Genomic DNA, 16679 nt, shown 5'->3' on the forward strand with positions numbered 1-16679 from the left:
TAAAGCTAAAGGAACCCCAAGTTCTTTTAGCTTTACCTATTTTTCAGCGGTTTTTCGTGACGGCATCCTGCTTCCGGGGCATGGGACTCGGTGCGGAGCCGCCGTTTCCGGGAGTCCTAACCTTTCCCGATCCTCTTCCGAGGGCGTTTCGGGGCGGACTCCACGATAACCGCAAAAAATAGTCCGGGGCCTTTCCGCGCCCGGACCGCGTGCCGGACGACGGGTCCGCACGGTTTTTATCCTTTGGAGTTCGCCGCCACTTCAGACCAAAAAGCGGCCTAACCGATTTCAGTATTCCGCGTCTTCGTCTCCGGAGCGCGACACACGATATAGATGAACAGAGAATTAATTGTAAACGTCAACCCGACCGAAATTTCCATCGCGTTGTGCGAGGACAAGGTCCTTGTCGAACTCAACAAGGAGCAGTGTCAGACCGGGTTCGCCGTCGGGGATATCTACCTCGGAAAAGTACGTAAGATCATGCCGGGTCTCAATGCGGCATTCGTCAATATAGGACACGAAAAGGACGCCTTTATCCATTATCTCGATCTGGGCGGTCAGTTTCTTTCGTTGCAGAAGCTCGTCGCTTCGCAGCAGCCCGGCAAACGGGGCCTGCGCGTCGAGAGCATGAAGCTCGAACCGCCCGTGGAGAAGTCGGGCAAGATCGGCGACTACCTGCAGGTCGGCCAAAACATCATGGTGCAGATCGCCAAGGAGGCCATCTCGACCAAGGGGCCCCGTCTGACGGCCGATATTTCGCTGGCCGGACGCAACGTCGTGCTGGTGCCCTTCTCGTCGAAGGTCTTCCTGTCGCAGAAGATCCGTTCGGTGGACGAGAAGAAACGCCTGAAGCGGATCGCCGCCGCCGTGCTGCCCAAGAATTTCGGCGTCATCATCCGCACTGCGGCCATGGAGGCCAAGGACGAGGATATCGAACACGACATCCAGACCCAGATCGACCGCTGGCGCAAGACCTGCGCGGCGATCAAGAAAAACACGGCTCCCGCCCAGCTGATGAGCGAGATGAACCGCGCCAATACGATCATCCGCGACTCGCTGAACGGTTCGTTCTCGCAGATCGCCGTGGACGACGAGGCGATGTACAACGACATCCGCGGTTATATCAGGCAGATCGAACCCGAAAAGGAGAAGATCGTCAAACTCTACCGCGGCAACGTGCCCATTTTCGACAACTTCGACATCTCGAAGCAGATCAAGTCGCTCTTCGCCAAATATGTCTCGCTGCGCCGCGGCGCCTACCTCATTATCGAGCATACGGAGGCCATGAACGTCATCGACGTCAATTCGGGCAACCGCACCAAGGCCGAGGACAATCAGGAGCAGACGGCGATGGACGTCAATCTGGCCGCTGCGGCCGAAATCGCCCGCCAGCTGCGTCTGCGCGACTTGGGCGGCATCGTCATCATCGACTTCATCGACCTGCGCAAGGCGCAGAACCGGCAGGCGCTCTACGACGAAATGGTGAAGCTGATGGCTACCGACAAGGCCAAGCACACGGTCCTGCCGCTCACCAAGTTCGGCCTGATGCAGATCACCCGCCAGCGGGTGCGTCCCGTGGCCGTGGAGGAGGTTTCGGACGTCTGCCCGACCTGCAACGGATCGGGCAAGATCGAACCGACGGTGCTGCTGGACAAGAAGATCGAGAACCAGATTTCGTTCCTTACGCATGACCGCGGTCACAAATATATCAAGCTGGTCGTAAGCCCCTATGTGGCCTCCTTCCTCAAGCAGGGCCTTTGGTCGCTGCGCCGCCGCTGGCAGTGGAAATACAAGGTGCGGCTGCATGTCGTCGCCGACCAGAGTCTCGGTATCGTCGAGGTCCATTACCACGACCGCAAGGACAACGACCTGATAAACAAGTAACCGTATGACTGCCCGCGAGCAGCTGGCGCAGTTCGCCGCCGGGTCGAAAGCCCTGCCCCGCCTGTGCCGCGAATATAAGAAAGAGCGCGCAACCGTCCATCTGAAAGAGCTGGTCGGCGGCGCTCTTTCGTTCTATGCCGCTGCCGCTGCGGCGAAAACCGGGGGCGTACACGTCTTCGTCGCCGAGGACCGCGACGCTGCGGCCTACCTGATGAACGACTTCTATAACCTGCTGGACGAGAAGCAGGTCTATTTCTTCCCCTCCTCCTACAAGCGTTCGGTGGCCTACGGCGCCGAAGATGCGCAGGGCGTGGTGCAGCGCACGGCGGCGATGAGCGCCGTGAAGGGCTTCACGAAAGGGTATCTGATCGTCTGCACCTATCCCGAAGCGCTGGTCGAGCGGGTCGCCGACGCCGAAACCCTCCGGCGGGACACGATCGCCGTGAAAGTCGGCGACAGTATCTCGATCGCCGTGCTGGAGGACGCGCTCGTCGATGCGAACTTCACCCGCGTCGATTTCGTCTATGAGCCGGGCCAGTATTCGGTGCGCGGCGGTATCGTGGACGTCTTCTCCTTCTCGGAAAGCAAACCCTACCGTATCGACTTTTTCGGCGACGAGGTGGACTCGATCCGCCGTTTCAACATTTCGAGCCAGCTCTCGGCCGACAAACTCGACCGGGTGGAGATCATTCCCAACCTCAATGCCGGCGATGGGGCGGCGAAGGTGTCGTTCGTGCAGTTTGCGGGCGACGCGGCGGCCTATTGGTTCTACGACGCCGATTACGTGCTGCGTCGGGTGAACGATATCCGCCGCAAGACGCTTGCCGACATGGAACGTCCTGAGGAGATCGACCGCCTGATGACCAGCCGTAACGCACTGCTCGGCGATTTGGCGAACTGCCGGATGCTCGCCCTGCGCGACAACCTGCCGGAGCGTCCCGCCACGGCGGCCGTAGAGTTCGATACGGCTCCCCAGCCTAAGTTCAACAAGAATTTCGAGATGCTGGCCGACGACATGATCCGCAATTCGCTGCGCGGGTACACGACCTATATCCTCTCGGAAAACAAGGTGCAGGTCGAGCGTCTCGAAAACATCTTTCACCAGATCGGACGCGGGCAGGCCGTCGTGCGGCCCCTTTCGGTGACGCTGCACGAGGGTTTCGTGGACAACGACCTGAAGTTGTGCCTCTATACCGATCATCAGATTTTCGACCGCTACCAGCGTTACCGCATCAACGGCGAGATCAGGCGCGACGAACAGATGACCGTCGCCGAGCTGAACCAGCTGCGGCCGGGCGACTATGTGGTGCATATCGACCACGGCGTGGGCCGCTTCGACGGGCTTGTGAAGATCAACGAAAACGGCAAGGCGCACGAGGCGATCAAACTGGTCTACAAGGATGGAGACGTGCTGTTCGTGAACGTCCATTCGCTCCATCGCATTTCGCGCTACAAGTCGGGCGACGGCGAGCCGCCGAAGGTCTACAAGCTGGGCAACGGCGCATGGCAGAAGCTCAAGAACGCCACCAAGAAGGCCGTCAAGGATATTTCGCGCGAGCTGATCGCCCTCTATGCCAAACGCAAGGCCAGCAAGGGATTCGCATTTACGCCCGACAGCTATCTGCAGCACGAGCTGGAGGCGTCGTTCCAGTGGGAGGACACGCCCGACCAGCAGACGACCGTGGCGGCCGTCAAGAAGGACATGGAGTCCGACCAGCCGATGGACCGGCTGGTCTGCGGCGACGTGGGCTTCGGCAAGACCGAGGTGGCGATCCGCGCAGCGTTCAAGGCGGCCGTGGACGGCAAGCAGGTCGCCGTGCTGGTGCCGACGACGATTCTCGCCCTGCAACACTACCGCTCGTTTTCGGAGCGTCTGCGCAACTTCCCCGTGCGGGTCGAGTATCTCAACCGCACCAAAACGGCCAAAGAGGTGTCGCAGATCCGCGCCGACCTCGAAGCTGGCCGTATCGACATCCTGATCGGCACGCACAAGATTCTGGGCAAACAGATCGTATTCCGCGATCTGGGGCTGCTGATTATCGACGAGGAGCAGAAATTCGGCGTGGCGGCCAAGGAGAAGCTGACGCAGCTGGCGGTCAACGTCGATACGCTGACTCTCACGGCGACGCCGATTCCGCGAACGCTGCAATTCTCGCTCATGGGTTCGCGCGACCTTTCGGTCATCTCGACGCCGCCGCCCAACCGGCAGCCGATCGTCACCGAATCGCACGTCTTCTCGGAGGAGATCATCCGCGACGCCGTCGAAACGGAACTCGCGCGCGGCGGACAGGTCTACTTCGTCCACAACCGCGTCGAGGACCTGATGACCATGCAGGGGCTTATCACCCGCATCTGCCCCAAGGCCCGCGTGGGCGTGGGGCACGGCAAGATGCCCGCCGAGAAGCTGGAGCGGCTGATCATGGACTTTATCTACGGGGAATTCGACGTGCTGGTCGCCACGACCATCGTCGAGAACGGCATTGACATTCCCAATGCCAATACGATCATCGTGAACAATGCCCAGAACTTCGGCCTGAGCGACCTGCACCAGCTGCGCGGACGTGTGGGCCGCAGCAATCAGAAAGCCTACTGCTACCTGCTTTCGCCGCCCGACGAGCTGCTGTCGTCCGATGCGCGCCGCCGCCTGCGGGCCATCGAGGAGTTCTCCGATCTGGGATCGGGCTTCAATATCGCCATGCAGGACCTCGATATCCGCGGCGCGGGCAACCTGCTGGGAGCCGAGCAGAGCGGATTCATCGCCGATATCGGTTTCGAGACCTATCAGAAGATCATGAACGAAGCGATTGCCGAACTGCGCGCCGAGGGACTGCATGTCGCGGGCCTGAACGATTCGGAACAGGAGGTGGTCGAGCAGCTGCGCTATATCGACGACGCGCATATCGAAATCGAGGTCGAAGCCGGTCTTCCCGACTCCTATGTGGCGCAGCAGGCCGAGCGCCTGAAGCTCTACCGGGAGCTGGATTCGACCAAGGACGAGGAGGCGCTGCTGGCCTTCGGAGAGCGTCTGGCGGACCGTTTCGGCCCTCTGCCGCGTGAAACCGAGGAGCTGCTCAACGTGGTGCGCCTGCGCTGGGAGGCGATCCGGCTGGGCATGGAGCGCGTGAAGGTCAAGAACGGGCTGATGATCGTGCATTTCGTCGGCGAGCAGGACTCGCCCTACTACAAGAGCGACACTTTCATGGACCTGCTCCGCAAGGTCACGCAGAATCCCGGCAGATTTGTGTTGAAACAGCACAATAATCGTCTGGCGATGACCGTTAGGAATGTCAAAGACATTGAAGACGCATATAAAACGTTGCAGCAGCTTTGAATTTAGTAGTAGATATCGGAAACACCCTCGTGAAACTCGCTGTTTTCGACCGGGGGGAGATCGTTTTTCAGCGCTGCGTGGAGCGGCTGCATCCGTCGATGCTCGAAGAGCTGTTCGCGGCATGGCCCGTGCGCCGGGCCGTCGTGGCTTCGACGCGCGGCGAAGTGGACGAAGTAGCCGATCTGCTCCGGCCGCGCGTGGAGTATCTGCTGGAGTTCTCTTCGCAGACGCCCGTACCCATCGGCAACGCCTACCTGACGCCCGAAACGCTGGGCCGCGACCGGCTGGCCGCGGCGGTCGGCGCCACGGTGCTTTATCCGGGCCGCAACGTGCTGATCGTCGATTTCGGTACGGCGGTGACCATCGATCTGGTGACGGCCGACGCAACGTTTCGCGGCGGATGCATATCGCCGGGCATGAAGACCCGTTTCAGGGCGCTGCACGACTATACGGCCAAACTGCCTTTGTGCGCTGCGACCGAAAGCGAAGAGCTTGCGGGGCTTACCACCCGGCAGGCCATCGAGCTGGGCGTGATGAACGGAATCGCGTTCGAGATCGAGGGTTATGCGGCCCGCATGCGCAGCCAAATAGAGGATTTATGCGTAATTTTTACCGGAGGAGACGCGAATTTCTTTGTTAAACGAATTAAAAATACGATATTTGCAAATTGTAATCTGGTTTTTTGCGGATTGAATAGAATTTTAGAGTACAATGCAAGTGAAGAACACCTTAATTAAACTGGTTGTCATTGCAGCCGTGATGATTCCCTATGCCTCAGCGGCCCAGACAAGCAGTATTAACGCATTCTCTCCCTACACGATGTACGGCATCGGCGAACAGAACACGCCCGGCACCCTGCCGATGCGTTCGATGGGCGGTGTAGGTGTGGCCATGCGCAGTTCGGGCGTGGTCAATCTGCTCAATCCGGCGGCTTTCAGCGCCGCGCCGCAGAAGAGTTTCCTCTTCAACTTCGGGCTGGAGGGCCAGAATTACTACAACTCCCAGAAGGTCGACGGCATGTCGAAAAGCACGGCCTACAACACCTTCAACTTCCACGACATCGCATTTCAGCTGCCGCTGGCCAAGAAGCTCGGTCTGGGCTTCAGCCTCACGCCTTACAGTTCGGTAGGCTACCGCACCAAATACACCCATGACTACGATCCGTCCGATCCCGTATGGGGCAACGTCGGCCGCGCGCAATACGTCTATCAGGGCGAGGGCGACGTGACGGAGGTCAAACTCGGCGTCGGCTGGGAGCTTTTCAAGAACTTCTCGCTGGGTATCGCCGCGCAGTATTACTGGGGCGATATCGACCGTTCGTTCGTGATGACCCCGACCCCGATCACGGGCGACGGCTCCTACTCTTCGACGGTAGGCACCGACAACTACAGCATTTCGAGCATCAAGGGACAGATCGGCGTGCAGTGGAACGCCATCCTGAATCAGAAACGCGCCCTGACGCTGGGCGCCGCCTATGATTTCGGCGGCGACCTCAATCCCACGGTGACGAAAAATATCTATGTGGGCGACCTCTACAACTCCAGCGTAAAGGGCGATACGACGCATTTGGCACTCGTATTGCCCCGTCAGCTTTCGGTGGGCGCCTTCTACCAGACCTCCAAGTGGACGATGGGGGTGGATTACGTCTATCAGGACTGGGGCGGCCGCAACAGGCAGACCGAATCCACCGGCGTCAGCGGACCGGACCGGAGCGCCTTTGCGGTGGCATATGCCGATACGCATACGATCAAGGCCGGCGTGGAGTACACCCCCAACCGCTACGATGTGCGTAATTTCCTGAAACGCTGGTCCTACAGGGCCGGATTCCGTTACGGAACCCACAACCAGACCTACAACGGCGACAAACTGGGACAGTATGCCGTGACGCTGGGTATCGGCGTGCCCGTGAAGTTCCTCGCCATCTCGTCCATAGACGTCGGCGTCGAATACGGCCGCCGCGGTTACAACTTGGCCGAACGCCTCGGACTGGTGCGGCAGCAGTATTTCAAATTCTCGATCGGCTTCACGCTCTTTGCCGGCAGCGAGAACGGCGAGTACTGGTTCCTGCGGCCTAAATACGATTAGTTTTTGACCCGAAAATTTGCACTTTTGGAGAACCGGCAGTAAATTGCATTGGATTTCGGTACATCCGACGGACACTAAAACATATAAAATTAAATACAAAAATTAATCTCTGACCGATGAAAAACGTTAAAATTCTGCTTTCCGCTGCTCTTGTATTCGTAGGGGCGACGGCTCTGGCTCAGGACTTCAGCGCTCCGCAGTACGAGAAGTGGGGAGACACGCCCGAACAACGCGAAAAGAACATTCTGAACAGCAACTTCCTCAAGGAGTCGTGCGACAACCGCGACTACAATGCCGCTGCTCATTATCTGAATGAACTCATCAACAGCGTTCCGACCGCTTCGGTCTCGTTCTACCAGCGCGGCGCCGTGATCTACAAGAACAAGATCAACCGCGCCAAGAGCGTCGCCGAGAAGAATACGTATATCGACTCGCTGATGCTCATGTACGACCTGCGCGCCAAGTATTTCGGAGACCATCCCAAGCAGGGTGCCGCTTTCATTCTCGATCAGAAGGCACGCGAGTACCTGCGCTACAAGCCCAGCGACCGCAAGGGTATCCGTGAGGCGTTCCGTGCCGCGATCGAGGCCGGCGGCGACAACACCGATCCCGAAACCGTCGTGGCTTATTTCAGCAACCTCTGCGACGACTACAAGAACACCGACGAGGTGCTGCCCGACGAGATCATTGCCGAGTACGACCGTCTGACGCCGTTCTTCGAGAAGAATCCCAATGCCAACGAGTACAAGGCACAGTTCGACGCCGCGTTCGGTCTGAGCGGTGCCGCAAGCTGCGAGAACCTCGAAAAGCTCTTCCGCGGCAAGCTCGAAGCGGCTCCCGACGACGAGGCGCTGCTGGCGCAGGCCGTGGCGCTGATGTCGCGCGCCAAGTGCGACGGCGACTTCTATTTCACGCTCGCAGAGAAATACTATGCCGTGAAACCCTCTTCGGAGACCGCCATGTTCCTTGCGCAGGCTTTCCAGAGCAAGGGCGATTACGCCAAGGCGATCAAATACCTCAACGAGGCGCTTGCCGTCGAGCAGGATCCTGCGGAGCGTCAGCTGCTGCTGGTGCGCATCGCGCTGATCGACTTGGTTGCAAACGATATCCCCGGAGCCGCTTCCGCTGCGCGTCAGGCCCGCGACCTGAATCCTGAGGACGGCGTGCCCTATTACGTGCTGGCTCAGTGCTATGCCATTTCGGCTGCCAACTGTGGCGGTTTTGCCGGTCAGGCTACCTTCTGGGCCGCTTACGACACGATGTCGAAAGCCATCGAACTGCTGCCTGCCGATTCGGAATACATCGAGTCTGCCAAAACGTCGCTGAATGCGTTCCGCAGCCGTTTCCCGACCTCGGAGGAGTGCTTCTTCAACGAGCTGCAGGCCGGTTCCCGCTATACCGTGACCTGCGGTACGGCCGCCGGTGTCGTGACTTCCGTACGTCCCCGTTAATAAATGAACAGGCTCATCGCAAGATACGCCATGGTAGCACTCTCCGTTATGGGGAGTGCTATCTTGCTATTCTCCTGCGAACGCGACGAGGCGGAGGATGCTGCGGCTTCCGAAGAGACGATGAGAACCGAATACAGTGAAAATCTGTCGATCGTCGAATCGCAGAACGGCCGCCGTTCCTACCATTTCGTAACTCCGCTGGTCGAGGGCTATTCGCTGGCCCGCGAACCTTACCGCGAGTTCCGCAAGGGAGTCAAGATCACCACTTACAAGGACGATTCGCTCTCCACGGTCGATGCCGTGCTGACGGCCAATTACGCCATCTACTACGAGAACCGCAAATTGTGGGAGGCCAAAGGCAATGTCGTGGTCGTCAAATCGGACGGCAAGAACCTCTACACGCAGCAGTTGTTCTGGAATCAGCAGACCAAGAAGATCTATTCGAACGTCGATTCGAAAATCGTGCAGAACGACGGACGCGACGTCTTTATCGGCGAAGGTTTCGAATCCGACGAGGAGTTCAAGGACTGGCGTTTCCGCCGCATGAAAGGCCGCATGGAGGTCGAGGTCAAACCCACCGAACAGGAGGTCGAGGTCGTTCCCGACTCGACTGCCGGCTCCCGGACGGGGGCGTCGGGACCTGTCCCTGCGCCGCAGTCCGGTAAAACCGCCGCTGCATCCGTCGGCCAACCCATGCCCGAACCCGCTGTCAAGCCCGCCGTCGCTCCGGTTCCGGCCCGGCGGCCCGTTCGCAAGGATGCGCCCGGCAGACCGGCGCCCGCAGGGGAGCCTGCCGAAGCCCGGCCCAGAACGGAACAGCAGCAGATGAAGCCGGTGGATCTGAAACTGGACGATGACGAGATACAATCAACCCAATAAGAGATGCTTACTTCGGTCATACTGATTGTCCTGATGCTGTTGCTGTCGGCATTCTTTTCGGGTATGGAGATCGCTTTTACGAGCAAGAACCGCCTGAAACTGGAGATCGACCGCAAGCAGAGCCGCATGTTCGACCGCATAGCGGATATATTCTCCCGCCACCCCGGACAGTATATCACCACGATTCTGGTGGGCAACAATATCGCGCTGGTCATCTACTCGCTCTACATGTCGCTGCTGCTGCGCGGTATTTTCTACGCGCTGGGGTGGGAGAGCATCGCCCGGAACGGTTCCGTGGCGATCGAAACCGCCGTTTCGACCGTCATCATCATCTTTTTCGCGGAATTCCTGCCCAAGTCGGTCTTCCGCAACAATCCGAACTTCTATTACCGCGCGCTGGCGCCGGTAATCTATTTCTTCTATTTGCTGCTCTATCCGATCGCGCGGCTGACGACGCTCATTTCGCACGGCATCCTGCGCCTGACGGGCCGCCGCGTCGAAGAGCGGACGACGACGCACAGTTTCGACCGCGAGGACCTCGCGTCGCTGCTCGACACCAACAGTTCCGAGCCGCGTCCCGAACCCGACAACGAGCTGAAGCTGTTCCAGAACGCGCTGGATTTCGCCGACCTGCGGGTGCGCGACTGCATGGTGCCGCGCGTGGACGTCGAGGCCGTGGACATCGACGATACGACCATCGAACAGCTCACGGCGCGTTTCGTCGATTCCAAGTATTCGCGCATCTTCGTCTGGCGCAAGAGCATCGACAACATCATCGGCTATATCAACTCGAAGAGTCTGTTCACCCGTCCGGCCAGTATTTCCGACGTGATGATGCAGGTCAATTTCGTCCCCGAAACCATGCCGCTGCAACTGGTGCTGCAGAACTTTATCAAGCATCGCACCAACATCGCCGTGGTGATCGACGAATTCGGCGGCACGGCGGGCGTCATTTCGCTCGAAGACGTGCTGGAGCAGATTTTCGGCGAGATCGAGGATGAGCACGACGTGCCCGACCTGACCGAAAAGCAGGTCGGTCCCGACGAGTATGTCCTCTCGTGCCGTCTCGAAGTGAAATACCTCAATGAGAAATACGGTCTGGGTATCGAGGAGAGCCGCGAATACGATACGCTGGCGGGTTTCATCATCTTCAATTACGAGGGGATTCCCACGGCCGGAGAGACCGTTTTCGTCGGCGGTCTGCAGGTGCGAATCCTGCGTACGACGCGTTCGCGGATCGACTTGGCGCGGGTCCGGAAGTTGTGAGAATTTTTATGGCATAATAAGGGCCTTTTCCGAATAAATTTACTACCTTTGACTGCTAATTCGAAACAATACGAATAATTTACAATTTATATGGCAAGTTTAAACACTTTACGCACCAAGTTCGGCATCGTGCTGTCGATTGTCATCGCAGGCGCCCTCTTGGCTTTCATTCTCTCCCTGAAGACCGAAATGGGCTTCTCAGGCAACGACCCCCGGGTCGGTGTTATCGACGGTGAAAAGATCAACTATTCGGAGTATTACAACCAGTACGAGCAGGTCAAGGCGCAGAGCGGTGCTCAGGAGAGCAACGAACAGCAGTCGGCGATGCTTGCCAACGCTGCATGGCAGGCCCTGATCGGCAAATACGTGCTGACTCCCGGATTCGACAAGATGGGCCTTCGCGTTACCGAGCCTGAACGTATGTCGATGGTCAGCGGCCAGCATCCTTCGCAGGCTTTCTACAATGCCTTCGCGGATCCCCGCACGGGTGAGTACAACGTCGCCGCCGTTCACCAGTTCCTCTCCGAGGCCGAAGCCAACGCGCAGGCGCAGCAGGCTTGGGCGCAGCTCAACGAGCAGGCCCGCATGGAGCGCGAGGTCGCCAAGTTCCTCGGCCTGATCAAGGGCGGTGTGTATGTCAACTCGCTCGAAGTGGCCAACGGTGTGAACTCCGCCAACAACACCTATGCCGGCAAGTGGGCCGGTAAGAAATACTCGGCCGTTCCCGATTCGCTGATTCAGCTCAAGTCGAGCGACATCAAGGCGTATTACAACAGCCACAAGAACATGTTCAAGCAGACGCCGTCGCGTGCGCTTTCGTATGTCGTGTTCGAGGTTTCTCCGACCGACGACGACATGCTGGCGCTCGAAAAGAGCGTCGCCGAGGTCGGCGCGCAGTTCGCCGCCACCGAAGAGCTGAAGTCGTTTGTCCGCGCCAACCGCAACGGCAAAATCGCCGACAACTACGTCTCGGCGAAGCAGCTTTCGGAAGAGGAGGCCAAGGCCCTGCTCGACGGCGCCACCTACGGTCCCGTACTGAAGAACAACGAGTGGACGATGGCCCGCGCGCTGGATACCAAGATCGTTCCCGACTCGATGGGCATCCGCCACATCGTACTTCCCTATACGCAGGAGGCGCTGGCCGACAGTCTGCTGACCGTGCTCAAGGGCGGTGCCGACTTCGCTCAGGTCGCTGCGCAGTATTCGGTTTATGACGCTACCGCCGCCAACGGCGGCGAGGTGGGCGTCATGCCGTTCTCGGCCTTTTCGGGCGAATTCGCTGCAGCGCTTGCCAATGCGAAAACCGGCGATATCGTGAAGATCGCTTCCGGCGACGCCATTCAGCTGATGCAGGTTTACCGTGCCGACAAACCGTCGAAGCACGTTCAGGTCGCTTCGATCACCTACCCGGTCGAGGCTTCGGCCGCTACCCGCCGCGACATCCACAATCAGGCCGGCACCTTCTCGGTGAACGCCAAAGGTTCGGTCGAAGCGTTCAACGACGCCGCTTCGGCTGCCGCCGTTACGCCGCGCATCGCGTCGCTGGCGCAGGGCGAGCGTACGATCCGCGGTCTTGAGGATTCGCGCGACGTCGCCCGCTGGGCTTACGGCGCCGAGGTGGGCGATGTTTCCGAAATCTTCCCGGTAGGCAAGGATTATGTGATCGCCATGCTGACCGAGATCGACGACAACGAATTCGCTCCCCTCGAAAAGGTTTCGGCACAGATCCGTGCTCAGGTACTCCGCGACAAGAAGTACGACTATATCGTGAAGGAACTCTCCGGCTCCACGCTCGACGAGCAGGCCAAGAGTCTCGGAACCGAAGTCGCAGACTTCGACAACGTGACCTTCGGGGCTTTCTATGTGAACGGTCCCGGTTTCGAGCCCCGTCTGATCGGCGCTATCTCGTCTACGACCGAGAAAGGCGTTCTCTCGGCTCCGGTCAAAGGTCTGAGCGGCGTATATGTCTTCGAGGTGGATGACATCCAGACCTCGGACAAGCAGACTGCCGAAGGCGAGAAGGTGCGTGCGCAGGCTATGGCCGAGAGCATGGCCCAGCAGTTCTCGGTGCAGGCTATCCAGCAGATGGCCAAGATTCAGGACCTGCGCGGAAAATATTTCTAAACCCGATTTTTCGAGACATAGAAAGAACGCCGGAGTATTCCGGCGTTCTTTTTGTTATTTTTGCGTATATTTAGGAGCCGTATTAAAACTTATCGCATACCGTTATGAATAATTTCATTTATCACAATCCTACGAAACTGGTTTTCGGCAAAGGACAGATCGCCAGACTCGGCAAGTTGATCCCTGCCGACAAGAAGATCATGATTACCTTCGGCGGCGGCAGCGTGCGCCGCAACGGGGTTTACGATCAGGTCGTGAAGGCGCTCGAAGGGCGCGACTGGGTCGAATTCTGGGGCATCGAACCCAATCCCTCCGTCGAGACGGTCCGCGAGGCCGTGGCTTTGGGCCGTGAGAACGGTTCCGACTTCCTGCTGGCCGTGGGCGGCGGATCGGTCATCGACGGTACGAAACTCATCGCTGCGGGCCTGCTCTACGACGGCGATCCGTGGGATATCGTGCTCAAGGGGCAGGCGGATAAAACCGTTCCGCTGGGCACCGTCCTCACGATGTCGGCCACGGGTTCGGAGATGAATTCGGGTTCGGTCATTTCGCGTCAGGAAACCAAGGAGAAGTACGCCTTTTACGGCGATTATCCGGTCTTCTCGATTCTCGATCCCGAAACCCTCTACTCGCTGCCGCAGCGGCAGATCGCCTGCGGGCTCTCCGATACCTTCGTGCATGTGCTGGAACAGTATATGACCACGCCCGGCCAGTCGCGCCTGATGGACCGCTGGGCCGAGGGCATCCTGCATACGGTGATCGAAATCGCTCCGAAAATCTGGGAGAACCAGCATGATTATGCCGTGATGTCGGAGTATATGCTGGGGGCGACGCTGGCGCTGAACGACATGATCCGCATGGGCGTGACGCAGGACTGGGCGACGCATATGATCGGTCACGAGCTGACGGCCCTGCACGGACTGACACACGGTGCGACGCTGGCGATTGTCATCAATGGCACCCTGCGCGTGCTCCGGGAGCAGAAGCGCGGAAAACTGCTCCAATACGGCGAACGGATCTGGGGCATTGCCGACGGTTCGGAAGAGGAGCGCATCGACCGTACGCTCGAAGCCACCAAAAAATTCTTCCGTTCGCTGGGGCTTTCGACCCGGCTTTCGGAGGAGGGGATCGGCGAAACGACGATTGCGGAGATCGAACGCCGCTTCAATGCCTCCGGCGTCAAGTACGGCGAAGCGCAGAACGTAGACGGCGCCGCGGCGCGCCGGATACTCGAAGCGTGCATGTAGGCCGTTCGCACCGGATTTAAGCAGAGGGGCTGTCTGACAAGTCCCCGAAATTGGAAATCACCCCTGCCAGAGTTTTATCTGACGGGGGTGAAATTCTAAAAATCGGACTTGTTAGACAGCTCCTTTTGTTGTCGGAGGTGCGCTTCGTGTAAATCGGTCGGTTTTTGCGAAAGCAGGGAATTTCGTCATAGTCCGCCTTTCCGCTCTTTTCCCCGAACGGATAAAAAATACCCTCCGGGAAACCGGAGGGTATCGCTATTGCTTTCAGTCGCTTTAGTCGGCGAGCAGAATTTCGAGTATCTTGATAGCTGCGGTGGCGATCGGCGTACCGGGGCCGAAGATGGCGGCGGCGCCGTCCTTATACAGCTGGTCGTAGTCCTGTGCGGGGATCACGCCGCCGACGATGACGATGATGTCTTCGCGGCCGAGCTTCTTCAGCTCTGCGATGATCTGCGGCACGAGGGTCAGGTGGCCTGCGGCCAGCGACGAGACGCCCACTACATGCACGTCGTTCTCGACGGCCTGCTTGGCGGCCTCTTCGGGAGTCTGGAACAGCGGGCCCATATCGACGTCGAAGCCGATGTCGGCGTAACCCGTGGCAACTACCTTGGCACCGCGGTCGTGGCCGTCCTGACCGAGCTTGGCGATCATGACGCGCGGCTGACGGCCCTCTTTCTTGGCGAACTCGGCGCACAACTCCTTGGCGCGCTCGAACTGTTTGTCGTTTTTCACTTCTGAACTGTATACACCTGAGATGGAACGGATAACTGCTTTGTAGCGGCCTACGACGACTTCGCAGGCATCGGAGATCTCGCCCAGCGAAGCGCGGACCTTGGCGGCCTCGACGGCCAGCTCCAGCAGGTTGCCCTGCTTGGTCTTCACGCACTCGGTGATCGCGGCCAGCGCCTTCTTCACGGCGGCTTCGTCGCGGTTGGCGCGCAACTCCTTCAGACGCTTGATCTGGCTCTCGCGTACGGCGGTGTTGTCCACTGCGAGGATGTCGATCGGAGCCTCTTTTTCCAGACGGTATTCGTTCACGCCGATGATCTTCTCGGTGCCGGAGTCGATGCGGGCCTGCTTGCGGGCCGCTGCCTCCTCGATACGCATCTTCGGAATGCCGGTCTCGATAGCCTTGGCCATGCCGCCCAGCTTCTCGACCTCCTGAATACGCTCCCAAGCCTTGTCGGCGATCTCCTGCGTCAGCGATTCGACGTAGTACGAACCTGCCCACGGGTCAACCTCGCGGCAGACGTTGGTCTCCTCCTGAATGTAAATCTGCGTGTTACGCGCAATACGCGCCGAGAAGTCGGTCGGCAGGGCGATCGCCTCGTCGAGGGCGTTGGTGTGCAGCGACTGGGTGTGTCCCAGTGCGGCGCCCATGGCTTCGATGGCCGTACGGGCCACGTTGTTGAACGGGTCCTGCTCGGTGAGCGACCAGCCCGAAGTCTGCGAGTGGGTGCGCAGGGCCAACGATTTGGGGTTCTTGGGATCGAACTGCTTCACGATCTTGGCCCACAGCATACGCGCGGCGCGCATCTTGGCGATCTCCATGAAGTGGTTCATGCCGATGGCCCAGAAGAACGACAGGCGCGGTGCGAAGGCGTCCACCGACATGCCGGCGTTGATACCTGCGCGCAGGTACTCCAGACCGTCGGCCAGCGTGTAGGCCAGCTCGATGTCGGCCGTTGCGCCCGCCTCCTGCATGTGATAACCCGAAATCGAGATCGAGTTGAACTTGGGCATGTTCTTCGAGGTGTACTCGAAGATGTCGGCGATGATGCGCATCGAGAACTCAGGGGGATAAATATAGGTGTTGCGCACCATGAACTCCTTGAGGATGTCGTTCTGGATCGTACCGGCCAGCTGGTCGAGTGTGCAGCCCTGCTCCAGTCCGGCTACGATGTAGAAGGCCAGCACGGGCAGCACGGCGCCGTTCATGGTCATAGACACCGACATCTTGTCGAGCGGAATGCCGTTGAAAAGCACCTTCATGTCCTCGACCGAGCAGATCGACACGCCGGCCTTGCCCACGTCGCCCACCACGCGCGGGTGATCGGCGTCGTAACCGCGGTGCGTCGCCAAGTCGAACGCCACCGACAGACCCTTCTGGCCTGCGGCGAGGTTGCGGCGGTAGAATGCGTTGGACTCCTCGGCGGTCGAGAAACCCGCATACTGGCGGATGGTCCACGGACGCATCACGTACATCGTCGAGTAGGGACCGCGCAGGAAGGGGGCGATACCTGCCGCGTAGTTCAGGTGCTCCATGCCTTCGAGGTCTTCGGCCGTATAGGCGCCCTTGACGGGAATGCGTTCGGCCGTCAGCCACGGCTCGACCTGTCCGCAGCCTTTCGAGGCGCAGCAGCTCTTCTGCTGGCCTGCGTCATATGTCAGTTCTGAAAATTTAGCTCTCAT

General features: G+C 59.2%; 10 protein-coding genes. 9 read left to right on the forward strand and 1 reads right to left on the reverse strand.

Features of this window, described 5'->3' with window-relative positions; all coding sequences use genetic code 11:
- Window positions 1-333: 333 nt before the first annotated feature.
- The 9 genes from ALFI_RS11630 to ALFI_RS11670 all read left to right on the forward strand — a co-directional run bounded on the left by ALFI_RS11630 (window position 334) and on the right by ALFI_RS11670 (window position 14267).
- Window positions 334-1884 (forward strand): Rne/Rng family ribonuclease, encoded by a 1551-nt coding sequence (locus ALFI_RS11630; protein ID WP_009596110.1) that lies wholly within the window; start codon window positions 334-336, stop codon window positions 1882-1884.
- Between the two features lie 4 nt (window positions 1885-1888).
- Window positions 1889-5215: a transcription-repair coupling factor gene (gene mfd / locus ALFI_RS11635; RefSeq protein WP_014775967.1), complete on the forward strand. Its 3327-nt coding sequence runs from the start codon at window positions 1889-1891 to the stop codon at window positions 5213-5215.
- Window positions 5212-5952, forward strand: coding sequence for a type III pantothenate kinase (locus tag ALFI_RS11640; protein ID WP_014775968.1), 741 nt, complete (start codon window positions 5212-5214; stop codon window positions 5950-5952). Before mfd ends, ALFI_RS11640 begins: the two co-directional genes overlap by 4 nt.
- Complete coding sequence (bamG, locus tag ALFI_RS11645; RefSeq protein WP_014775969.1) at window positions 5927-7300, forward strand: BamG family beta-barrel-assembly machinery protein; 1374 nt, start codon at window positions 5927-5929, stop codon at window positions 7298-7300. The genes ALFI_RS11640 and bamG overlap by 26 nt, the downstream gene beginning before the upstream one ends.
- Window positions 7301-7416: 116 nt before the next feature.
- Window positions 7417-8751: a tetratricopeptide repeat protein gene (locus ALFI_RS11650; RefSeq protein WP_014775970.1), complete on the forward strand. Its 1335-nt coding sequence runs from the start codon at window positions 7417-7419 to the stop codon at window positions 8749-8751.
- A 3-nt stretch (window positions 8752-8754) separates the two neighbouring features.
- On the forward strand, window positions 8755-9630 hold the full coding sequence (lptC, locus tag ALFI_RS16225; protein WP_052312792.1) for an LPS export ABC transporter periplasmic protein LptC: 876 nt from the start codon (window positions 8755-8757) through the stop codon (window positions 9628-9630).
- Window positions 9631-9633: 3 nt separating this feature from the next.
- On the forward strand, window positions 9634-10896 hold the full coding sequence (locus ALFI_RS11660) for a hemolysin family protein (RefSeq protein ID WP_014775972.1): 1263 nt from the start codon (window positions 9634-9636) through the stop codon (window positions 10894-10896).
- 90 nt (window positions 10897-10986) lie between these two features.
- Complete coding sequence (locus ALFI_RS11665) at window positions 10987-13020, forward strand: peptidylprolyl isomerase (protein WP_009596114.1); 2034 nt, start codon at window positions 10987-10989, stop codon at window positions 13018-13020.
- Window positions 13021-13124: 104 nt separating this feature from the next.
- Window positions 13125-14267: an iron-containing alcohol dehydrogenase gene (locus tag ALFI_RS11670; RefSeq protein ID WP_014775973.1), complete on the forward strand. Its 1143-nt coding sequence runs from the start codon at window positions 13125-13127 to the stop codon at window positions 14265-14267.
- A 273-nt stretch (window positions 14268-14540) separates the two neighbouring features.
- On the opposite strand, the gene scpA is transcribed toward ALFI_RS11670, so the two are convergent.
- Entirely contained in the window at window positions 14541-16679 is a 2139-nt protein-coding gene (scpA, locus tag ALFI_RS11675; protein ID WP_009596087.1) for a methylmalonyl-CoA mutase, read from the reverse strand.

Origin of the sequence: Alistipes finegoldii DSM 17242, from assembly GCF_000265365.1 — a bacterium.
GTDB classification, from domain to species: domain Bacteria; phylum Bacteroidota; class Bacteroidia; order Bacteroidales; family Rikenellaceae; genus Alistipes; species Alistipes finegoldii.